14 protein-coding genes are annotated in these 23485 nt (G+C 55.8%); 7 read left to right on the top strand and 7 right to left on the bottom strand.

Features of this window, described 5'->3' with window-relative positions; genetic code table 11:
* Positions 1-137: 137 nt before the first annotated feature.
* The 4 genes from NL64_RS02430 to NL64_RS02415 form a co-directional block, all read right to left on the bottom strand.
* Positions 138-1430, bottom strand: a complete 1293-nt coding sequence (locus tag NL64_RS02430; RefSeq protein WP_034146562.1) for a glycosyltransferase — start codon at positions 1428-1430, stop codon at positions 138-140.
* Positions 1431-1573: 143 nt separating this feature from the next.
* Positions 1574-3997, bottom strand: a complete 2424-nt coding sequence (locus tag NL64_RS02425; protein ID WP_034146561.1) for a hypothetical protein — start codon at positions 3995-3997, stop codon at positions 1574-1576.
* A gap of 165 nt (positions 3998-4162) precedes the next feature.
* On the bottom strand, positions 4163-9118 hold the full coding sequence (locus NL64_RS02420; protein ID WP_155292706.1) for a hypothetical protein: 4956 nt from the start codon (positions 9116-9118) through the stop codon (positions 4163-4165).
* 153 nt (positions 9119-9271) lie between these two features.
* Positions 9272-9634 carry a response regulator gene (locus NL64_RS02415; RefSeq protein ID WP_034146559.1) on the bottom strand — a complete coding sequence of 121 codons (363 nt, stop codon included), beginning with the start codon at positions 9632-9634 and terminating at the stop codon, positions 9272-9274.
* Between the two features lie 250 nt (positions 9635-9884).
* Here NL64_RS02415 and NL64_RS02410 point away from each other — a divergent pair, with 250 nt between their 5' ends.
* The 5 genes from NL64_RS02410 (at position 9885) to NL64_RS02390 (ending at position 16427) form a co-directional block, all read left to right on the top strand.
* Positions 9885-13373 carry a response regulator gene (locus NL64_RS02410; RefSeq protein ID WP_034146558.1) on the top strand — a complete coding sequence of 1163 codons (3489 nt, stop codon included), beginning with the start codon at positions 9885-9887 and terminating at the stop codon, positions 13371-13373.
* A complete protein-coding gene (locus NL64_RS02405) occupies positions 13374-14207 on the top strand; it encodes a CheR family methyltransferase (RefSeq protein ID WP_034146557.1) in 834 nt (277 codons plus the stop codon). It begins immediately after the preceding gene.
* Positions 14204-14797 (top strand): chemotaxis protein CheB, encoded by a 594-nt coding sequence (locus NL64_RS02400; RefSeq protein WP_034146556.1) that lies wholly within the window; start codon positions 14204-14206, stop codon positions 14795-14797. Before NL64_RS02405 ends, NL64_RS02400 begins: the two co-directional genes overlap by 4 nt.
* The gene (locus tag NL64_RS02395; protein ID WP_034146555.1) at positions 14791-15972 is read left to right on the top strand and encodes a hybrid sensor histidine kinase/response regulator; all 1182 of its coding nucleotides are present in this window, start codon (positions 14791-14793) and stop codon (positions 15970-15972) included. The genes NL64_RS02400 and NL64_RS02395 overlap by 7 nt, the downstream gene beginning before the upstream one ends.
* Before the next feature lie 77 nt (positions 15973-16049).
* Positions 16050-16427 carry a response regulator gene (locus NL64_RS02390; RefSeq protein ID WP_034146554.1) on the top strand — a complete coding sequence of 126 codons (378 nt, stop codon included), beginning with the start codon at positions 16050-16052 and terminating at the stop codon, positions 16425-16427.
* A gap of 102 nt (positions 16428-16529) precedes the next feature.
* On the opposite strand, the gene NL64_RS02385 is transcribed toward NL64_RS02390, so the two are convergent.
* The 3 genes from NL64_RS02385 to NL64_RS02375 form a co-directional block, all read right to left on the bottom strand.
* Positions 16530-18197, bottom strand: a complete 1668-nt coding sequence (locus NL64_RS02385) for a response regulator (RefSeq protein ID WP_437176904.1) — start codon at positions 18195-18197, stop codon at positions 16530-16532.
* Positions 18197-19699, bottom strand: coding sequence for an ATPase domain-containing protein (locus NL64_RS02380; protein ID WP_034146552.1), 1503 nt, complete (start codon positions 19697-19699; stop codon positions 18197-18199). The genes NL64_RS02385 and NL64_RS02380 overlap by 1 nt, the downstream gene beginning before the upstream one ends.
* 189 nt (positions 19700-19888) lie before the next feature.
* The gene (locus NL64_RS02375; protein WP_034146551.1) at positions 19889-20944 is read right to left on the bottom strand and encodes a tetratricopeptide repeat protein; all 1056 of its coding nucleotides are present in this window, start codon (positions 20942-20944) and stop codon (positions 19889-19891) included.
* A gap of 212 nt (positions 20945-21156) precedes the next feature.
* Here NL64_RS02375 and NL64_RS02370 point away from each other — a divergent pair, with 212 nt between their 5' ends.
* The gene (locus NL64_RS02370; protein WP_034146550.1) at positions 21157-23292 is read left to right on the top strand and encodes an FUSC family protein; all 2136 of its coding nucleotides are present in this window, start codon (positions 21157-21159) and stop codon (positions 23290-23292) included.
* Positions 23282-23482, top strand: a complete 201-nt coding sequence (locus NL64_RS02365; RefSeq protein WP_034146549.1) for a DUF1656 domain-containing protein — start codon at positions 23282-23284, stop codon at positions 23480-23482. The genes NL64_RS02370 and NL64_RS02365 overlap by 11 nt, the downstream gene beginning before the upstream one ends.
* Positions 23483-23485: the final 3 nt, after the last annotated feature.

The following is a 23485-nucleotide window of genomic DNA, read 5'->3' as shown; positions in this document are numbered from 1 at the left end:
GAGCGCCACATTTATAGATTTATAAAGGTGGCGAAGTGCGGGATATTTATAGCGATTAAATAGGTTTTTGCCAATAATAAGTTTGGTCGAGAGTGTAATCGGTTTGTTCGTTTGTTGTGCGCTGTCTATGTTGTAATTTACAGGGTGCGGTTTTTTGCTTCAATCCACTGAGCCATATATTGAGTGCTCTTGTGGTGATGGTGGCGCAACATGCTGCCGGTGAAATTATTGGCTCTAAGTTGCGCCAGATGTTGCTTGCAGTGCGATAACTTTCTGATTAATTCCGGACCATGTATCGACTGCTGATAGCGATCGGCCAATAAGCTCTGCCCATGGGATTGGGCGCACAACCATAGTTCTTTGTCTTTATAAAGTCGGACCGCGGCATCGGCGATTTCACGTGCACTACCGGTCACAGAGCCGGGCCATGGTTCTTCCCCATGCATAGCTTCCGCCCCCACGGGCGTCGTGACATTAGGCGTGCCGCACAGCATGGCATCGACGATTTTGCCTTTGATCCCCGCACCGAAGCGTAATGGTGCCAGGCATACCCTGGCCGCGGACATGACTTGCAACGCGTCTTCCGCCCAGTTCATTACGTGAAACCCTTGGGCGGCATTGTGCAGTGCGGTGGCTTTGGGAGGTGTGTAAGCGCCGTAGATGTGCAGTTGCGCGGCGGGCAGTTGCTCGCGGATCAGCGGCCAAATGGCCGTCTTCAACCACAGCACCGCATCCCAGTTGGGCGCATGGCGGAAGTTGCCGATGTGCAGAAAATGAGCACGATCCTCGAACGATATGGTCGCAGTACCCGGCAAATCGACCATCAGCGGGCACCAGTGCAGCAAGTCGCGTGGCACTTTGAATTGTTCGACCAGCAACTCGATTTCCACTTCGGAGATCATCAGGTTCAGATCGCAGCGGTAAATCGCCGCGATTTCCCGTTTGGCCAGATCGGTATCTGCCATGAACTCGAATTCCTCACGCAACGCCGGCGCGAACAAATCACTGAAGTCGTTGGTGTCGTTACTGGCGTTCAAACGCGCCTTCAGCCGCTGGTGCCGGGCATCGCGCAAGCTTTGAAGGTCGGAAGTCTCCAGTACACGCAGAGCGTCAGGACAGTGCTTTTCAACGCGCCAGCCGAACTGTTCTTCAATCATGAAACGATCGAACAGCACGATGTCAGGCGACAGTTCACTGATGAAAGTGTCGAAGCTGCTGTTGTTCAACTCGATCGGTACTTCGCGAATACCCAGCACCGTGAGGTCGGCCCGGTGTTCACCGCTGTTGGCCGGACTGCTGAAGGTGATGTCCCAGCCTTGCTGCAAAAACGTCTCGAGGATTTGCATCATGTGTCCGCCTGCTGCCGAAGAACGGGGCTCGGGCCAGACGTAGCCAATGATCAGGACTTTGGTTGCGTGGGGCTGAATCATGAGTGGGAGTACCTTGAAACAACGGGGGTGTGAGGAAGGAAGGCAAGGGATGGGATTAAAACATTTATTACAAGCTGGCGCCCCTGGGTCAGAGGCGCCATTTATGCGGCGTCGGAATCATATTCCGCTTTTTTACCCTTTGTTCAGAGCATAGGAAATTTCTCTCCATTTAGAATGTCATTGATCCATTCTGGATCCGTCGGGCTTTCCCAAATGTGGGGGCCGGTGGGATTAAGCGCGTCAGGCGCCAACAACATTTTTCCTTCTGCCTGCCATACCGACATTCGTAGATCAAGATGAACGATGAACTCGTTCGCGGGGCAACTGATCCCACCCCATGGGTCAACGACCCAGGCATCTTTGAACGCGGGTTCACTGAAATCGACGGTCTTGCCAATCGTTCCACTAGGCACTCCCACCACAGTGAAGGTGTGGCCCGGCATTTGCCATATCTCGGCAATGCCTCCACTCTCATCAATGATTTTTTTGGCGGCCCAGGCCATCTGGTCACAGTTTCCTGCGCCTGTCCTGAGTATCACATCTGCATAATCTGGTGAATCTGTCTTGGATTGGACCCAAATCACCACAGGGCTGGAGAGCACTTGGCGCTGAATATCAGTCGGATCATTCGCGATAACCTGATTGGCCGATCTCAGACCTGTCGCCTTGAACTGTTCATCTACTTGTGATTTCGCTTGTTCGGCATAGACCTTGTTTTGTTCTGTAGCCGAAAGTTGATTGAAGCCAGGCCTCTTGGCAATCGGTTCGACTTTGATGGCCGAGGCAGCAACTTCGACGCTTTGAATATTGCCTCTGTTCCATACGGCAAGAATGAATTCACGTTTCTTCTCATCCGTAAGCAGTGCCGTTTTCGCTTTCAGATCCGAGATTTTTTTATGCGTAAAGCCTTTTTTTAATATCAGATCCATATAAATGGAATCCAATGGAGGCAATGCGACAAAATCATTGTTAATCGATATGCCTGCTGCTGTCAGGTATTGATCTTTTAGTTTGTCATGTTCCGTTATAAGACCGTTGTCAAGGCTATCAGAGAATTGGAGGTCTATTTTCTTGAATACGATGTTATTGACAGTGGCTGCACCGTAGTCACAGTAGTAGAAAAGCCCGGTGTCTGACTCCACCACCAGATAGGTTTTCATTCCTGTATTCTGGTAGTCGTAATTGACCAGAAAACCTCTAGCGTCTCGTTGGTCATCGACACCATGGACGATGCCGTCGAGTTTGACTACGAGGGTGTGCTTGGCAAGATCGGCATCCACTTCCTTGTTGGGTAGGCCAAAGTGCTTGTCCGGAATAATTTTGCCCGTAGTATGGAGTTTGTATTGCAGTGGTTCTTTCAAGGGGGAGGGAATAAGCGTTTGAATGTTGTTATTAGTGGCAACGGTAAACAAGCGTCGCTCCTGAACTACCTGGCGGGGACGTCCATTTACAGATAATGATGGAAAAAGACGCTTGTGTTGAATGGATTGCAGTCGTTTCAAGGGGCGAGACTGTCCTCCCACAACCTTTTTCGAGAAACAGAGATTCCCGGTACGTTTGGTAATTCGGCCCAGACTACATACGTCCTCGAAGCCCTCTACTTGTTTAAAGAAAACTGGCGATGACAAGTCATTAAGCACCCCCGGATTTTTAGGATCGAGGCGATACACCTTTTCGCCAACCACAACATCGGTATGTGTCGAGCGATGAATTACATGCGGTTCAGCGTCGAACAGCCGGGAGTTGGTGAGTGCAGTTGAACCGTCACTGAACGTTGTCCGCTCCAGTGTGATGGAACTGTCCGGGCTGAAGTTTTCGAGTGGCGGGCCGTAGGCCTGGTTTTTGGCGACGTCGTAGTCATACCATTTGCCGTCCTTGAACACGGCTGTGACTTTTTCTGCCTGGCCTCCGATCGGCGCAGCACCGATAGTTCCTTGGGCAATGTCGGCCCGTTTTGCGACGAAAACCGGATCAACAGCCTTTGTCGTGCCGTACAGTTTTTTGAGTTGCTCAATTCCGCTGCTGGCTGCGCTATAAGCTCGCGCTCCCAGTTTACCCACCACATTGACACCGGCTTTCAACAGATCGCCAACACCGTCCAGCGGATTGGCATTGATTACGATGTAGCTGCCAGCGATCCATGTGATCTTCAGAACTTTAGGAATGAATCTGGCGCCGGACTTTGCGACTTGTGCGATTTTGCCCGCGACTCCGAAGCCGGGGATAACAAAGCCTGCAGCATCGAGCGTACAGTCAAGTGCTGCGTCTACGATTTGTCCGCTCTGTATGTTATCAACGCATGATTTGAAAGGTATCAAACTTTCAAAAAAACCCATGACATCATTGGAATATTGTTGTTCTGCTTCCCACGTTGTCACGCCTTTTGCCAGTTCGCGTAATTGTTCTCGCCCAGTAATAAAGTGTTCTTTTACTGCGACGGAGGCAATATGGCTTAGCCAGGAACCGGGTGCAAATGCATTGGGTACGACGCCAAAGGTATAACCGAACCCCGGAGACTTTATGCGTAGTGTCTGCGGAATTATTTCGTCGATGATTACCATCGACATTGCGTTTTCTCGTGGTGGCGTTCCTCTTCCATAGGCTCTCCAATCGAATCGTTGGGGTGTTGAACCCTCTATAACGATGGGGGCGCCGGCATTGCCTGGGTACTTGACCGTTTTAGGAGTTCCCCCCAGCGGGAGCGAGTCGGGCAAGTCCGTTCGTTTGCGAATTTACAGAGACGAAGGGAACACCTCAAAGTAACTTACCTTGTCCTCGTGTTGGGAACGTATCAGGATCCCATGTCGACCTTTATGATTATCCTTTACCTCGGATGTCAGGCTGTTTTGGTCGACTTTGGCCTGTCTGCGCACCGAATAAAATTTCTGCGTGCCGTACTCAAGGCTCCTGCGGTCATCTATCGGCAATTGCGATACGAGGTGTTTGAATATTGACTGCGATCCAGTCTGTAAATCATCAAAATATTTGTTGAATTCAAGCTCAAACATCTGGGCAACATTCTTAAGTTGCCCAAATTTGGCGTCCACGGTAGCAACGGGTAATCTGTTATTCGTTGACGAATATTTACCGAGCTCATATCGACCTGTGATGTAAATATCCAATAGCGAATAAGTCGGTTGGTTCATGGCCGTAGCGGAATATCTAAAACATTTATCTTCATATGGCAAACCCTCACCAAAAACACGCGTCAACTCAGCCAACGCCAGCGCTTTTCGGGTTGGAGTCGGTGTTGTCAGATAATCCCGAGCATGGGCGAGTTCTTGCCTGACGCTCTGGAATTTCTCACTGGCAATCGTCACCTGCTCCGGTGAGTATGAGTCACTGGCGTTTTTTACGATGACCCCGTTGGCGATAGCCCAATCGACGAGAGGGTTTACCGAAAGCGATTGAACAGCGATTTCCTGGCCTACGGTAATAGGCGCCAGATCGCCATATTTCATTACGTCCTCAAACTTCATCCCGGAAGACGCACCCGGGGACAGTTGCTCTATTCGCGATACAGCGATCCTGAGCATTGTCCAGGTGTGTGTGCCACAGATCAGGTTATCCGGCATATTTCGAACCAGAAACTCAGGTGCACTGCCGGCCAGTAAGTGATACGCCGCGGCAGGCGCTGTTGTGGCGGTTACTTTGCCTTGCGCCACAAGGTACTGCTCGAGTGCTGAGACCACCTCTGAGGGTTTTGCCCCGAGGTTAGCTTGTTGTGTCAAGTCGTACCCGGCGACATGGTTGCGCGGCTGGCCTGGGGTGGAATCAAGATCAAGTAGTAGCGCTGCCATCGCCCATTCAGCCGTACTGCCTGGCGTTGGTAGAGCATTAAGTTTCAACTCCAGCGTCCTGCCGAGCGTTTTCGCCTCTTCAGAATTCAGCGCGAGCTTCAGGCCCTGGGCAGGGTTGGTGAATGACTTGTCCTGCAACAGTTTTTCAAGTAGCCCGTTGACTGCACTTCTGCCCAAAAAGCTGCGCGTTTCACTGGCGATGATATTTCGTTGGCTGGATGTCAAGGGACGCGGATAAGCAAACGCCCCCCAGAAGTTCCCCGTCTTCGGGCTATCGGGAATGGCGGTGCTCAAGACTTCCACCAGATTACGTGCCTGGGCAACGTTCGTCGGCACTGTCCAGCCACTGGCACTGATGTAGCGCTGCGCACTGACCATCCTTTGGGCTTCTGCCGGATGCTTGAGTGCGAACGTTGAATCAAACGAGGGCGCCATTAAAACATCATCGAGTTTCACGCTGGCATCATCGGATTTCCCTTGAATGAGGCTATTCAAGGCCATGACTAAACGGTGATTGCTGTAAACATTCCCGAGATGTTGTTTTTGGCTTTCAACTGCAGCTTCGGATCTTGGCTCGGCGGGCCTCAAAAGGTCATCAGCAGGGAGTGGGAAAAATGCCCCGTTTGCGTCCAGCTCTCTGGCACGCCGCTGAGCAGTGGCCATGTCCGGCATTTCGTTTTCTCCATGAAACGCCGCTACCAGCGGGAATGGCACGGCTCCAGCGGGAAGGGGGTATGCCACGGTGTGATGCGTGGGGCTGATGACGTGGGCTGCCTTGAGTATCGGACCACACACGCTGGCCCAGCCGGAGTTGTCCGTCAGCGTGAATGCCGTCCGTTGCAAATTGGTCATGCCGGATAGGGTATTGGTGTCGAGATGAATCTTCACCGTCGCCAGGTCCAGTCCGACCTTGTCAGCCCACTCTGCGAAGAACGGGTTCTTGAACGCTTTGTAATAGTTCAACCAGCACTGGCCGAAGGTGGAGTGTGTCGGCACATCGATGTTGGTGGCCGTCATCGGGAACTCCAAGGACTCGAGTACCTTCGTGGTGTATCTGGACAACAGTTGCTTGTCACCGTCAGCCCGCGAAGTGTCAGACCATACGGCACTGCGTCTGCCACGCAACAACTTGACCACCTCGCGTGCGACGTCCAGGTCGGGGTCGGCGGCAGTGTCGATATCATCTTCGATGACCTGACCAGGAGCGACTTCAAGACTCTTGAGCGCAGCCATGGTTGCCAGGTACTGATCCAGGCGCGCTTCGTCACTGAATGGAGTATCAACATCATTAGCGGCGCTCATTGCCGCCATGGCAGGCAATGCAGGAGGGCCAGCAAAGTTCCCTTCACGCCTGACTCTTATTGGCGCGAACGCGGGGCGTGGCGTGGATTGAGTCGTCGTCTCAGACTGAGTTGGTTGAGTCTGGGCCGGCGAGTGTGCCTGGACCTCCTGGATCAACTCCACGTAGGTTTTGTCGGGGTCGGTTTTGCTGGGTTGTTCCAGCAGCAGCGCCACCTTGTGAACCAATTGCACGTCATTGAGCAGATTGTGCTCGGGTGACTGGTACATCAGTTGGAGGATGTCTTCTGACAGGGGAGGCAGGCCCTTGGCGACGGGGGTGCCCACAATCCTCTCGATTTCATCATCGATCCGCTGCTGATGCGACGCAGCGGTTTCGACGACGGGGAAATCATCGTCCGGCAAGGAATCGACTTGCTCTGGCGGGAGAGTCGTACTTTGGATGGGAGTTGTTTCTTCGCCAGACTCTGTAGAGTCGGTGGTATCAACCGTGTTTAACCCGCCAGTGGTCTTCTGCCGGTCATTAGTCGGGATTGCGATGGGCGTAGAAACAAGGCTTGGCGGAGTAACGACGGAAGTGCCTGCAACCGACCCCAATTCATCATCAATCTGTTGTTGGGTCGGTGCTGCGTCGTTTTCCGAGGGCGGTAGAGTATTGGCTGGCGAGGTATCAGCGGGTGCCTGTTCCGGGAGTTGTTCTTTAAAGAAAGTAAGGTAAGTCCCGAGCGCCGTGAGGAACGCTCCTCCGGCTAAACCCACGACAGCGGTTGTTGCCGGATTGTTCCTGGCCAATTGATAACCGGAAGCGGCGGTCCCGACAGCGTAGCCACCAAAGGTGTTGAGTACCGAGGCTAGCTGGGAGACTAGCTGATTGATTGCAGGGGCAAGGGTCTCTCGCCATGATGGGGATGGTTTAACGGTATCTGCATAGGTTGGCTCAGCGTGCAGAGGATCATATTCCTCATCCGCTTCCATGGCGCTGAGTGCTGGACCATTTGAGCCCAGCACCCTCAACGGTATGCTTTCAGGAGGCGAGGCCGAAACCTCCGGAAATCTCAGAAAACGATCGATTTTGCCCATCACTTCACTACCCGCTTGCGCCAACTGTTCCAGCATCTCAATAGGTGTCGCCGATGCGGGAGACGGATCAGCCCCCGGGTCATTGCTGACTTTTTCCTCTGAAACGGTTCCCGTTTGGGGCTTTATGGTTGCTATAAACTCATTGACCGCCGCTTCCAGTCCCTCCACCTGCACCTTCAGCGTAACGGGCGTTTGGACTGTTGCTGACTTTGGCAGTATGGCGAGAGCAGTTATTGGAGTAGCGGGTGGGTTAAGTTGTAAATTTGGCAATACGTCCATCAGCCCCACCGTATGCATCGCGTCTACTGCATACAGCACTCTAGCCGCAAGACCTTTGGGGACGCCCGGCCCTGTTGTAACCACTTCATTATAAAAGCTGGATTTTTTTTCGATCTCTTGCATCGTCGACAGCAACCGCGACGGTGATGCGCTCTGCGTTTTCTCTGCGGAGGCTGGCTCAGGCGTAACGCCAAAGGCAAAATTGTGAGCCGTTAGCACCATGGAGTTTACGGCGCCCCCGATGTCCTTGGGGGAGATAGGGCTGAATACGCCCAGCGCAGCTATTTCCTCAAGCCAAGAACGGTCAGGCCGATTATCGACAATCTCAATCGCCTCTAAACGATGGTTGAGCGTCTGCACCATGGCTGGGAATAAAGAAAGCAAACCCTCCCACTCATTCGAGTTGATTTCACTCATGCCCTGGACTAAATCGTCCATCAGCATTTTTGCTTCTTTTGGTGATGGCCTTACATGAATAAGGTCTTCGAGTTTTTCCAAAGTTACGTCAAGCCCACCCTCACTTGAATTGAGAATGAGTTCACGCATCTCCTGTGTGAAAGCACGCAGTACCTTCCATGTGTCATCGTCGAGCAACTCGCCAGCGGCGATTTTCTGATCTCGTTCCGCCCGTGCAGACGTCAGTTGATCCTGGATGATTCCATGTACGCCCTCACCGTATTTGCCTCGGGGAAAGTTGACGTTTTCTCCGAAGCTATCTGCCCACCGCGCTGGGGGCAAAAGACAGATGACTTCGACAAACTCACGCAATTTTTCTGGCTTGAGGTTCCCGAGCGGCCTGATCGAACGCATGATCGACTCGACAAACAGTGGGGCCAGTACTCTTCCGGTCGATGTTTGCAGAAAACCGGATTTGAGTGTCTGGTAGACATCTTTCTCCGACACGTGCCTTTCTTGGAGCAGCGTCACGACTTTTGACCAGCTTTTTTCCAGGGACTCCTGATCGTATATCAAGCCTTCTTTCAAACTCTCGGGGATATCTTTAGCGCCCAACAGGCCTTTGTATTTCGGGCATGAAATCGGTAGTTTCGAATCACGAGGTGCTGGACTACCCCCGGCAGAGGTTCGTTCAGGCAGTATTTGGATATTTCGAGACGTCGGACTATTGCGCACCTGCGCACCGGAAAGCTTATTGGCCGGTGGCGGCAAAGCGGGCTGGAAAGAGTTCGGAACCGTAAGGAAGGCTGTTGCATTAGCATTAACGGGAGGCATGTGGACTCTTATCGATTCGCAAGACGAGGAAAATCCTGGCCCCCCACGGAATCGGGCGACCAAGGCATCAAGCGCAGAAAGATAAGCGAAACGCTTCTTAAAAAAGTGATGGGAATATGTGTAAAGTTCCGTGTGTCAGGCGGCACGCTTTTATTAACTGCCAAGAATCCCTTTGACCTTATCCCGCAACTGATCAATGGAAAATGGTTTACCAATGACATGCATACCTTCAGGCACATCAATACTTTCGGCATAACCACTGGCAAACAGGATGGGTAACTCAGGTCGTAGCATCCGCGCTTGAACGGCCAGCTCACGGCCATCCATCACCGGCAGTCCTACGTCGGTCATCATCAAATCGATGTACTGATCCTCATCGTTGAGGAACTCCAGCGCCTGTTCGCTGCCATCCGCTTCAAGCACTTTGAACTCCAGCTCCTCCAGCACGTCGACAATCAGCATGCGCACGATGGCATCGTCTTCGACGACAAGGATGATGGAGGCGTTAGCGGACATAGTCGGATTCTCAAAAAATGATGGGCGGTTGCCGGTCGGTCGAAATCGCCGGCCCTCTTGCATGAGTAAGTGGCGGATCCCGACAAGTTCCCAACGCGATATAAAAAGAGTAGAGCAGAAGGATAACCGCTCCCTTGGCGCGGAAGCAGCTCAATGTAGGACTTTGCGCAAAAACACGTCAGAAAAATGGATCCATTCGGCACTTTTGGGGCAAACTCCTTGGTTTTCACCAGTTCGACAAGGCTTGACTATGACCTCTGCGTCTTCGGTTGATGAGCAACGATTCCGCAAAATCCTGAGCCGCAACATCAGCCTGCCGCTGGGCGTCGGTGCTATCAGTGCGGTTTTTTTCGTGTCGCTGATTACTTATTTGTTGTCGACGATCCAGTGGGTCGAGCACACGGATCGGGTGATCAATAACGCCAATGAAGCGGTCAAGCTGACCGTCGACCTGGAAACCGGAATGCGTGGCTTCCTGCTCAGTGGCGACGACAAGTTTCTCGAACCCTACGAAACCGCTAAACCGCGTGTCGAAGTCGTGCTCAATACCTTGCTTGAATTGACCGCCGATAATCCGGTTCAAACCGACCGCCTGCACCGTTTGCAGTCCTTGCAACAGGAGTGGGGCGCTTACGCGCAATCGATGATCGACTTGCAGCGAACCAGCGGCGATTACCGCAGTGCGGTTCGGACCGGGAAGGGCAAGCGCCTGACCGACGAGGTTCGCAAGCAGTTCGAAGACGTGATCGACATGGAGCAACAGTTGCGTGCCGCGCGCAATGAAGAAGTGCGCCGCACCACGATCTGGAGCATCGCCCTTTACCTGTTGTTCATCGCTGGTATCAGTGGCTTGCTGGCGTATATCGGCCGTCGCGACTTGGTTAGCCTGTCGCAAAGCTACGGCGCGACGCTGGCGGCACAGCAGGCCAGTGCCCATCGCCTGGAGCAGCAAGCCTGGCTGCGCAATGGCCAGACCGAACTGGCCGAGCAAGTCTTGGGGCAACTGTCTCTCAATGTGTTGGGTCGCAACATCCTGCAATTCTGTGCGCAGTACCTGGGCAGCGCCGTGGCCGCCATTTATGTGCGCGAAGAACACGGCGGTCTGCGGCGAGTGGCGTCGTACGGGTTTTCTCGTGAGCAGGAAGCCATCGATCAACAGATTTACAGCGACGAAGGCATCGTCGGCCAAGTGGCGCATCAGGCGCGGCTGATCCGTCTCGACAACGTGCCGAGCGGCTACTTCAAGGTCAGTTCCGGCCTCGGCGAAGGTTTGCCACGCAGTGTGCTGGTGGTGCCGACCACTGAAGATGAACGGGTCAACGGGGTTATCGAACTGGGTTTCCTGCGTCCGTTGGACGAGCGTGACATTGAATTGCTCGAACTGATTGCCGGCAACATCGGCACCTCTATTGAGGCGGCGCGCTATCGCCAACGCTTGCAGGAAGTTTTGGCCGAGACCCAGCAACTCAACGAAGAGCTGCAAGTTCAGCAGGAAGAGCTCAAGACCGCCAACGAAGAGCTGGAAGAACAGTCGCGAATTCTCAAGGAGTCCCAGGCCCACCTGGAAACCCAGCAAGTCGAGTTGGAGCAGACCAACGAACAACTCGCTGAGCAGGCGGAGATCCTGGCCGAGCAACGCGATGCCATGGACCTGAAAAACACTGAACTCAATCAGGCCCAGGCCCAGCTCGAAGAGCGCGCCGAGGAGTTGCAACGCTCCAGCAAGTACAAATCGGAATTCCTCGCCAACATGTCTCACGAACTGCGCACGCCGTTGAACAGTTCGTTGATCCTGGCCAAGCTGCTCGCGGAAAACCCCCAGGAAAACCTCAGCGCCGAACAGGTCAAATTTGCCGAGTCGATTTATTCCGCCGGCAATGACCTGCTCAACCTGATCAACGACATTCTCGACATTTCCAAGGTTGAAGCCGGCAAGCTGGAAATCCGCCCGGAGACTACAAGCGTTGCGCGTCTGGTGGACGGCTTGCGCGGGATGTTCCAGCCATTGGCGGCGGACAAGCAGCTGGAATTCCACGTCGAGTTGCAGGACGGCGTACCGGCAATGATGTTCACCGACCGCCAGCGCCTGGAACAGGTCATCAAAAACCTGCTGTCCAACGCGGTGAAGTTCACCGAAAAAGGCAGCGTCAGCCTGAGCGTTGCCGCAGCGCCGAACGATGGCATTGCCTTCAGCATCCGCGATTCCGGGATTGGCATCGCCGCCGACCAACACGAAAGCATTTTCGAAGCCTTCCGCCAGGCTGATGGCACCACCAATCGGCGTTACGGCGGCACCGGATTGGGCTTGTCGATTTCCCGCGATCTGGCGGCGTTGCTCGGCGGCTCCATCAGCGTGACCAGTACGCCGGGGCAGGGCAGTGTGTTTACCCTGGTGTTGCCGCAACAGTACGTTGAACAAGGCGAAGAACCTGCCGCGCCGATGCGCGCCGTCGCGGTGGCGACGGTCTCTCACGTAGCCCCCGCCGCATTGGCGCCGTTGATCACCGAAGAGATTCCCCGCTTCGACGATGACCGCAACAAGGCACCGTTCACTACTCGCTGCATTCTGGTGGTGGAGGATGAGCCGAATTTCGCGCACATCCTCTACGACCTGGCCCATGAACTGGGTTATCAGTGCCTGGTGGCCCACGGCGCCGATGAAGGCTATGACCTGGCGCGGCAGTTCCTTCCAGACGCCATCCTGCTGGACATGCGCCTGCCGGACCATTCCGGGTTGACCGTGCTGCAACGCCTGAAGGAACACGGCGAAACCCGGCATATCCCGGTGCATGTGATTTCCGTCGAAGATCGGGTCGAAGCGGCGATGCACATGGGCGCCATTGGTTATGCGGTCAAGCCGACCACCCGTGAAGAACTCAAAGACGTGTTCGCCCGGCTCGAAGCCAAGCTGACCCAGAAGGTCAAACGCGTGTTGCTGGTGGAAGACGACGATTTGCAGCGTGACAGCATTTCCCGACTGATCGGCGACGAAGATATTGAGATCACCGCAGTCGGCCTCGCCCAGGAAGCCCTGGAGCTGCTGCGCACCACGATCTTCGACTGCATGATCATCGACCTCAAGTTGCCGGACATGCTCGGCAACGACCTGCTCAAGCGCATGTCCACCGAGGAAATCTGCTCGTTCCCGCCGGTCATCGTCTACACCGGGCGCAACCTGACCCGGGACGAAGAGGCCGAACTGCGCAAGTATTCCCGCTCGATCATTATCAAGGGCGCGCGCTCACCCGAGCGCTTGCTGGATGAGGTCACACTCTTTCTGCACAAAGTCGAATCGCGGTTGTCCCATGATCGACAGAAGATGCTCAAGACTGCGCGCAGTCGCGACAAGGTATTCGAGGGGCGCAAGGTGCTGCTGGTGGACGACGATGTACGCAACATCTTCGCCCTCACCAGCGCACTGGAGCAAAAGGGCGCAGTCGTGGTCATTGGCCGAAACGGTCGTGAAGCGATTGAACGATTGAATGAAATCGAAGACATCGATCTGGTGTTGATGGACGTGATGATGCCGGAGATGGACGGGTTTGAAGCCACCATCGAACTGCGCAAGGATCCGCGCTGGCGCAAGCTGCCGATCATTGCGGTGACGGCCAAGGCCATGAAGGACGATCAGGAGCGCTGCCTGCAAGCGGGCGCCAACGATTACCTGGCCAAGCCCATCGACCTGGATCGCCTGTTTTCACTGATTCGTGTGTGGTTACCGAAAATGGAACGTATCTAAGTGGAGCGCAATTATTCAGGCGAACGGAACAGCGAAATCGAATTGCGCTTGTTGATCGAGGCGATCTACCTCAAGTACAGCTACGATTTTCGCGATTACTCCGGCGCATCGATCAAGCGCCGGGTGAGCCACGCGCTGAGCCAGTTCGAGTGCAACACCATTTCGGCCTTGCAGGAAAAGGTCCTGCACGACCCGACGGCGTTCATGCAGCTGCTGCAATTGCTGACGATTCCGGTCAGTGAGATGTTTCGCGACCCGTCGCACTTCCTCGCGATTCGCCGGGAAGTGGTGCCGCTGCTCAAGACCTACCCATCGATCAAGATCTGGATCGCCGGTTGCAGCACCGGCGAAGAAGTCTATTCGATGGCGATTTTGCTGCGTGAGGAAGGCTTGCTCGATCGGACCATCATCTACGCCACCGACATCAATCCGCGCTCGCTGGACAAAGCCAAGCAGGGGATTTTCTCCATGGAGAATGTCCGCGCCTACACTTCCAACTACCAACAGGCAGGTGGCCAGCGTTCATTCGCCGACTACTACACGGCGGCGTATGGCTACGCGATTTTTGACAAGTCGCTGTGTGAGAACGTGACGTTCGCCGATCACAGTCTGGCGACCGACAGTGTCTTTTCAGAGACTCAATTAATTTCATGTCGCAACGTATTGATTTACTTCAATAAAAAACTTCAGGATCGAGCGTTCGGCTTGTTTCATGAATCTCTTTGCTACCGTGGTTTTCTGGTGCTTGGCAGCAAGGAAACCCCGGATTTTTCAGCCTTCGGCAATCAGTTCGAACCGTTGGTCAAACAGGAACGGATTTACCGCAAATCATGAACAGTGAAACGGGCTTGCCGTCCATTGAAGCCATCGTCATCGGTGCATCGGCCGGCGGCGTAGAGGCGTTGCTGACCATCCTTGCCCCGCTGCGCGAGGGCTTTGGGTTGCCAATCATTGTTGTGCTGCACTTGCCAGACGAGCGCCGCAGCCACTTGGCCGAGGTATTCGCCCGGCGAGTGTCGCTGCCCGTACTGGAAGCCCATGACAAGACGCCGGTGGAACCCGGCACGCTGTACTTTGCGGCGCCTGGGTATCACTTGTCGGTGGAGCACGACCGTAGTTTTTCCTTGAGCCTGGAAGACCGCGTGCATTACTCCCGACCAGCCATCGATTTCCTGTTCGAGTCCGCCTCGGATGCATACGGCCCTACCTTGGCCGCTGTGTTGCTCACCGGCGCCAACCGCGATGGCGCCCACGGTCTGGCGCAGGTCAAGCACCGTGGCGGCCTGACCATTATTCAGGACCCGGACGAGGCGCAGGTCGCCACCATGCCGCTGGCTGCACTGGACTTTCATCAGCCAGACCACATTCTCCCTATCCACGGCATCGGCCGTCTGCTTGTCGAGCTGGAACGAATCGCATGCTAAGTAATATCCAGGCCAAACTGCTGATCGTCGACGATCTGCCGGAAAATCTGTTGGCACTTGAAGCGCTGATCAAGCGTGAAGACCGTATCGTGTACAAGGCGTTGTCGGCGGACGAAGCCTTGTCGTTGTTGCTGCAACACGAATTCGCCATGGCCATTCTCGACGTGCAGATGCCCGGCATGAACGGCTTTGAACTGGCCGAGTTGATGCGCGGCACGGAAAAAACCAAAAACATCCCGATCGTGTTCGTCAGTGCCGCGGGCCGCGAACTGAATTACGCGTTCAAAGGCTATGAAAGCGGCGCCGTGGACTTCCTGCACAAGCCGCTGGATATCCACGCGGTCAAGAGCAAGGTTAACGTCTTCGTCGATTTGTATCGCCAGAGCAAGGCCATGAAACAACAGGTCGAAGCGCTGGAGCAGAGCCGCCGCGAGCAAGAGGCGTTGCTCCAGCGGTTGCAGAGCACGCAACTGGAGCTGGAGCAGGCCGTGCGCATGCGCGATGACTTCATGTCCATCGTTGCCCATGAAGTGCGTACGCCGCTCAATGGCCTGATTCTCGAAACCCAATTGCGCAAAATGCACTTGGCCCGGGATAACGCATCGGCGTTTACCCTCGACAAGATGCACGCGATGGTTGATCGCGACGAACGGCAGATCAAGAGCCTGATCCGCCTGATTGAAGACATGCTTGACGTCTCGCGGATTCGCACTGGCAAGCTGTCGATTCGACCGTCGCGCTTCGATCTGTCCGAGCGGGTGCGCAATTTGTTGCAGAACTTTGCCGCGCAGATCGATGCCGCCGAGTCCTCCGTAACCCTTGAAGCCGAGCAACCGGTGGTCGGTAACTGGGACGAGTTCCGCATCGAACAGGTGATTTCCAACCTGCTGACCAACGCCTTGCGGTACGGTGCCAAGAGTCCGATCACCGTGAAGGTGTACAGTGAGAACAATCAGGCCCGGGTGGAGGTGCGAGACCTCGGGATTGGCATCAGCGAAGAAAACCAGCAACGGATTTTCCAGCAGTTCGAGCGCGTCACAGCCAAACACGCGGTTGCGGGGCTGGGTCTCGGATTGTTTATTTCCGAACAGATTGTGACCGCCCATGGCGGTACCATTACCGTCGAAAGCCGGATTGGCGAAGGCGCCCTGTTTCGCGTTTGTCTGCCGCTGTAGGAAAACAGCCAGATAAACGCAACCTCTGAACGACCCCACGGTCGTATCAGCAGCTATTGACCGAACAAAGGCTTCCCATGAGTGAAGATGCACAAGACGTCGTATTGATCGTCGAAGATGACCCCTCGATTCTGATGGTGCTGTCGGCCTATCTGTCGGGGGAGGGTTACCGGGTGCTGCAGGCCGAAAACGGCGAGCAGGCTTTTGAAATCCTCGCCAGCAAGCCGCACCTGGACATGATGATCACCGACTTCCGCCTGCCTGGCGGAATCTCCGGCGTGCAGATCGCCGAGCCGGCAGTAAAACTGCGACCGGAACTGAAGGTGATTTTTATCAGCGGCTATCCGCAGGAAATTCGCGAGACCGACAGCCCGATCACGCGCAAGGCGCCGATCCTGGGCAAACCGTTCGATCTGGATGTGTTGCAGGAAATCATGCAGGACATGCTGTCCTGATTCCGTGCAGGAGCAGCCGCAGGCTGCGATCTTTTGATCTTGTTCTTTCTTAAATCAAGATCAAAAGATCGCAGCCTTCGGCAGCTCCTACAGGGGGATGTTTCAGACGCTGATCATTTCTCGCACTTTCGCCGTCAACAGGTCAAAGGTGAACGGTTTGGTGATCATCTGCATGCCTGAATCGAGGAAACCACCGCGCACCGCCGCATGTTCGGCGTAGCCGGTGATGAACAACACCTTGAGTCCCGGCCGATACTGTCGGCCTATTTCTGCCAGCTGCCGGCCATTCATGCCGGGTAGCCCGACGTCGCTGATCAACAGGTCGATACGCTGGGTGGAATCGAAGATCGGCAACGCGCTGTCGGCATCGCAGGCCTCGACAAAGGCGTAACCCAAGTCACTTAGCACCGTGCTGACCAACGCCCGCACCGCCGGATCGTCTTCGACGATCATCACCGTTTCACCGTCCTGAGCGAACAATGGATGATGATTGTCCACGGGGTAGTCCTGCGGCAGGTCGCCGCCGAAACGCGGCAGGAACAAACTGACCGTGGTGCCTTCGCCCACTTCGCTTTGAATGGCCACGTGCCCGCGCGATTGCTTGCTGAAACCGTAGATCATCGACAACCCAAGCCCCGTGCCCTGACCGATAGGCTTGGTGGTGAAGAACGGATCGAAAGCACGATTGATGGTGCTTTCCGGCATGCCACAGCCGTTATCGGTGACGCTCAGAACTACGTAGTCGCCGGGCTGTAAATTGCTGTGGGGTTTGGTGAACTCGGCGTCCAGTTTGCGGTTGGCGGTGGTTACCACCAGATTGCCGCCGTCGGGCATGGCGTCACGGGCATTGATGACCAGGTTGAGCAGGGCGCTTTCCAGCTGATTGGGATCGGCCTCGGCCACCCATAGTTGCTCGCTCAGCTGCATGTCCAGGCGAATGCTTTCGTTGATGCTGCGCTGCAGCAACTCGCCCATGGACACCACCAGATTGTTCATCTCCACCGGTTTGGAGTCCAGTGACTGGCGGCGGGAAAACGCCAGCAGACGATGAGTCAGTCCCGCCGCGCGATTGGCGGATGTCACGCCGAGGTCGATCAGGCTGTCCAGATCCTCGGTGCGCCCACGGGCCAGGCGCCGGCGCAACAGTTCCAGGCTGCCGATGATGCCGGTCAGCATGTTGTTGAAGTCGTGGGCGATGCCGCCGGTGAGTTGGCCAACCGCTTCCATTTTCTGCGATTGGCGCAAGACCTCTTCGTTGTGCCGCAACTGTGCGGTGCGCTCTTCAACCTGCTGCTCAAGGGTTTCGAGGGTGTTTTGCAGGCGCAGCTCACTTTGACTCAAGTCGACCAGCCGGTCCCTGGCTTCGTACTGTCGTCGGCGACCGCGTAGTGCGGTGTTCACCAGACTGATCAAGGTTTCCGGGTGAAAAGGCCGTTCGAGGAAGGTGACGTTGCCCAGTTGCGGGCCGAAACGTGACGCCGGGTTCTGTTCCGGACCGCCGTGGTGGGTCAGCAGGACGATGGGCAGGTCTGACCAGGCAGGTTGTTGATCGATCAGACCAAGAAGTGGCTCAAGATCGTAGCCCAACAATGCCTCGGCAGCGATCAGTAAAAGACCGGCACCTTCTTCCAGTTCACGGCAGAGTTTCGGCAAATCACTACTGATGATCCCGTCGACCCCGGCCTCATTGAGCAACATCAGTGCAACCTGACTGTCCCGTCCCTGTGGAGCCAGGATGATCGCTCGTTCTGATGTTGCTTCACGGATCATCACGGGGCTTCATCCCCGAGCAACGGATTGCTCGCACCTATATAGGTGGGGACACCGCGCAATACCCCCTGGAATGAATCCAGCGGTTCGCCGATGGTCATGCCATTGGAACTGATGCGATATTCGCGAATGGTTGATTCATGGCTGCCGGTGCGCTTCTTGATGATCGAAATCGCCCGGCGTACCTTGCCTACCGCTTCGAAGTAGCGCAGCAAAATCACGGTGTCGGCCAGGTAAGTAATGTCCACCGGCGCCTGCATATCGCCAACCAGTCCATGTTGGGCGACGGTCATGAATGTCGCCGCGCCTTTGCGATTGAGGTACAGCAGCAGCTCGTGCATGTGCAGCACCAGGGCGTTCTCTTCGGGCATGGCCGCCTGATAGCCGTTGATGCTGTCGATCACCACGGTTTTGATCTCGCCCTCATCGACGCAGCGACGCACCCGGTGAGAGAACTCGCCAGGGGAGAGTTCGGCGGCATCCACTTGCTCGATCATCAGGTTGCCGGTGCCTTGCAGGGCCTTGAGGTCGATACCGATGTTCTTCATGCGTTCGAACAGCAAGCCGAGTTCTTCATCGAAAATGAACAGCGCCGCTTTTTCACCCCGCGCTACAGCGGCTGCAGCGAAGACCATGGCGATCAGGGATTTGCCGGTGCCCGCCGGCCCGAGAATCAAAGTGCTCGAACCGGTTTCAATGCCACCACCGAGCAGCGCATCCATTTCCGCGATGCCGCTGGTCAACTGCTGGCGCACATAACGACCGCGATGTTCGGCAGCCACCAGGCGCGGGAACACGTGTACACCATCGGCCATGATGGTGAAGTCGTGATAGCCGCCACGGTATTTCTGACCACGGTACTTCACCACGCGGATCCGCCGGCGTTCGGCGCCATAGTTGGGCGTGAGCTCTTCCAGGCGAATCACCCCGTGGGCCACGCTGTGCACGGTTTTATCGAGGGATTCGGTGGTCAGGTCGTCAAGCAGTACCACCGTGGCGTCATAGCGCACGAAGTAGTGTTTGATCGCGAGGATCTGCCGGCGGTAACGCAAAGAGCTTTGCGCCAACAGACGAATTTCAGACAGGCTATCCAGCACCACGCGGGTCGGCTTGACCCGTTCGACCACTTCGAAAATCTGCTTTGTCGCTTCACCCAGCTCAAGGTCCGAGGAATACAGAAGCGATTGATGGTGCTCGGCATTGAGCAGACTTTCCGGCGGCGTCAGCTCGAAGATATGCACGCTTTCGTCCAGTTCCCAGCCATGGGAGCGCGCGCCTTGGCGCAGTTCGCGCTCGGTTTCGGACAGGGTGATGTACAAAGAGCGTTCGCCGGCGCGGGCGCCGGCCATTAGAAAGTGCAGCGCGACGGTTGTTTTGCCGGTACCCGGCTCACCCTCCAGCAAAAACACATGACCACGGGATAATCCGCCATCGAGAATGTCATCCAGACCTTCGATGCCGGTGGCGGCTTTTGCACTGATGAACTCATTGGATGTAGACAAAAAATGCCCTCTTTTGACCAGGGGAACGAGGCTGCGGGCGTTAAGGCCGCAATCGACTGCCTGTTTCACTTGACCATTGACCGAGACGAGCGTTCAACCTTTTGTAAGCAAAAAGATCGCAGCCTTCGGCAGCTCCTACAGGTTGAAAGTATTCCCCTGTAGGAGCTGCCGAAGGCTGCGATCTTTGCTTTAAAGCCCCTGCTGCAAAGCCGGATCATCCGGGTTCATCTGCTCAAGCTGCGCCAACAGAATCTGCACGTTCTGCAGTTGTCCGCTTTCTTTCCAGTAATTGATCAACAAGACCCGCGCCTTACGGTCATTCGGATGACGCTGGACGATTTCCTGCAACTGCTTCTGCGCCGCTTCCAGCTCTTGTTCTCCGTGCAACGTGGTGGCCAAGTCGTAGCGGTAATCCTTGTTGTCAGGCTCAAGTTCCACCGCTTTGGAAAGGCCGAGCAGGGCGAACTCACTTTGATCGTGATGCAACAACCAAAGTCCCAGTGCGTGTTGCAGATACGCCGAGTCGGGTTGCGCCTTCAGTTGTTTGGCCAACAGCTGTTGGGCCGCGTCGTTCTGGCCGAGTTTATCCAGCACTTCAATCTGCATCACCAGCGCCGGCAGGTTGTCGGGCGCCAGGCGCAAGGTCTGTTCCAGAGCCTGTTGTGCCTCTTTGAATTCGGCGTTGTGCAGGTACAAGCGGGCCAGCTGATATTGGTTTTCAGCGCTTTCCGGGGCGCTTTTCAATACCTGTTGCCAGGCATCGATGGCCTGTTCCAGAGGCCCGAAATACAAGCCGAGATCATCCGGCGACAGCCCCAGCAAAGCGTTGACCGCAGCAAAGCGCACATTCTGGTCACTGTCATCGAGCAGCGGCCCGAGCAACAGACTGCGCTGACCACTGGGCACCAAGCCGCTGATGCTTTTGATCGCCGCAATACGTACCTCGGGCGCCTCATGCTGCAAGTCCGCATCCGCCAGTTTCAGGGCCACGGAACTGGGGTAGTTGGGCAGTTCGGCATGCAACCACACGCGCCGTTTCGGTGAAATATCGGGGCGAGCCAGTTGCTGGTAAAGCACCCGCGCCGCACCCGGCTGGCCGGCACGGGCCTTCGTCAATGCTTCGCTGTAACCGCGTTTGATGGCCTCCGGTATTGCAGGGGTAGTACTGCGCAGAAACGTCCATGCAAGGACGATGGCGAACAGGACGCAAAGGCTGATAAGTAGATAACGGCGGGACTTGAACATGCAGAATCCGGGCTGGGAAGCTTTTGCAAAGGGGTCAGCTTCGGTCAGGGAGGGCTGTGAGTCAAACCTTGACCCTCTTTAAGGGGGTTTCACCGGCCAAGCGGCCATCCGATTGATCAACGAAATGCCCTACGAGTGCCGTCGACACTGAAACCTGTCGGGACCCCGATGCTGTGACTACGCTTTCTGGATAACGGTCCACGAGCGTTCCCATGCAGGCGCTACTGCAATACTTCAAGACGATCATCCACCCCGGTCCCGGGGTGTTGCTGTTCGCGTTGAGAACCATTGCCGCCGGGCTGTTGACGCTGTACCTGGCCTTTGTGTTCGACCTCGACCAGCCCAAGTGGTCAATCATGGCCGTGGTCATCATCAGTCAGCCATTGGGCGGGATGGTGCTGGCTCGCAGTTTCGGTCAGGTCATCGGCACCACCGTGGGCGCGGCGGTTGCCGTGATTATCATGGCGATTTTCCCCCAGGCCCCGTTGCCTTTCATTATTACCTTGTCGTTGTGGCTGGCGCTGTGCACTGCCGGTGGCACTTTGTTGCGCTACACCAGCTCCCAGGCGTTTGTGCTCAGTGGCTATACGGCGGTCGTGGTGGGGCTGCTGGCGGTGCCGGATCAGGATGGCACCTTCTTGCTGGCCGTGACCCGCGTGACCGAGACATTGCTGGCGGTGGCCTGTGTCTGTGTCGTCAGTCTGCTCACCGCGCGCCCGGAGTCGGTAGCCAAGGATTACTTCGCCAGAATCGACCAAGTGATCAAGTTGCTGGCGACCCATGCCGCCGCCGTTATTCGTACCGAGGAAAGCGAGGCCGACTTTCATCGTCGGCAAATGCAGCTGCTTGGGCAAATCAGTGCTCTGGAAGGGGTACGCCGGCATTTGTATTACGACGCGCCGCGGTTGCGTAGTGCAGACGATCTGGTGCAATTGCTTGGCAATCAATTGGTGCTGCTGACGGCAAGGCTCACCGCGTTGCGCCATCAGCGCGAATTGTTGCTGGAACGCTGGGAAGGCGAGATCCCCAGTGAAATACAGCATTTGCTTACCGAAGAACTGGTCTTTCTCGATGAACTGGCCCGGGAAGGACGAGCGCTGTCGAGCGAGCAGCGGCGCCAGTTTTCTGCGTTACAAAAGCGTTTCGACGCGCTGGCTTACCGTTCGGAGCAACTGATCGAGCCCTTGAAAGCGACTTTGCGCTCGCTGTCATGGTCGTTGCGCTGGGAACAGGCGCGCATGCTGCAGCAGCTGGAAACGATTCTGGAATTGAGCGATGTGATCCAGAGCGGACGCAAGGCCAGCAGTGTTTATCGCGGTCAGGCCAACCCGTTGCATCTGGATTTCACCCTGGCGGCGATGAACGCCATCCGCGCTTACTGCGCATTGATGGTGGCCGGGCTGATCTGGATTGAAACCGGATGGGACGGTGCCCGGGGCGGGATGGTGGTGGTGGGGATTCTTTGTTCCTTGATGGCGACGTTTCCCCGGCCGCTGTTGGCTGCCCAGAGCTTTGCCCGGGGGCTTGCGCTGGCGTTGGTGTTTTCGTCCTTTCTGCAGTTTGCGCTGGTGCCGATGATCAGTAGTTTTGAGCTATTGGCGCTGCTGTTGGCACCATTGCTGTATGCGGTTGCGGTGGGCCTGTCCAGCCCGGCCACAACCGGCACGGGCATTGGGCTCGGGTTGATGACGTGTCTGTTGTTGGGTCCGCAAAACACCGGGACAGGACAAAACAGCGCGATCCAGTGGTTCGAGTTTGCCGGCGCTTATGTGTGCGCGGCCACGCTGGCATTGAGTGTCTATGCCCTGATATTCCCCTTCAGGCCGGTGTTGCGGATTCGCCGGTTGTACAAGGAGAACTGCGAGCAGGTCTACGCCTTGCTGAAAACCCCGGCCACCGATGAAAACCAGTTTGCCTTCGAGAGTCGCATGGTCGACCGCTTGACCATGATGCTGGGGTTGTTGCCCGCCATTCAGGACAAGCCATCGCGAGACCTGTTCGACGTCAGTCTGGGATGCATGGCGCTCGGCATCGCCTTGAACCAGCTCAGGCAGCAGACGCAGAACAACACGTTGCTCAACCCGCAGATGCAAAGTCGATTGTTCGCCACGGTTCGCGAAATCGGGAGGCTGGTTGCTGGTCGGCCCGACATTGAGGTGGATCGCGTGCTCGACAGACTGCACGCATTGGGCGATGAACTGGACGCGCTGCATTCCAGCGTCCATGAACACCTGTGGTCGGTGTTCCGCATGCGCGTGGCGCTGTTGATCGTGGTGTCATTCCTTGAACGCCACCGTCGACACTTCGAATCCGTCAACTTGCAAGGAGTGCCTGCGCTTGCCCATTGATCTGGAAATAGGCGGCGTCTACCTGCCGCCCATCGCCCAGGCGTTACTGCTGGGAGTGCCGGTTTTCCTGGTGCTGGACTGGATCCTTCGGCGCCTCGGCGTGTTGCAGTTTGTCTGGCATGAAGCGTTGTTCGAAGGCGCGTTGTACGCCTGCGTGTGCGCGACGCTGATCCTGCTGATGGGAGCCTGATGC

Source organism: Pseudomonas fluorescens, assembly GCF_000802965.1.
Lineage (GTDB): Bacteria > Pseudomonadota > Gammaproteobacteria > Pseudomonadales > Pseudomonadaceae > Aquipseudomonas > Aquipseudomonas fluorescens_A.
The sequence above is the reverse complement of the archived record's forward strand: the minus strand, read 5'-3'. Positions and strand labels throughout refer to the sequence as shown.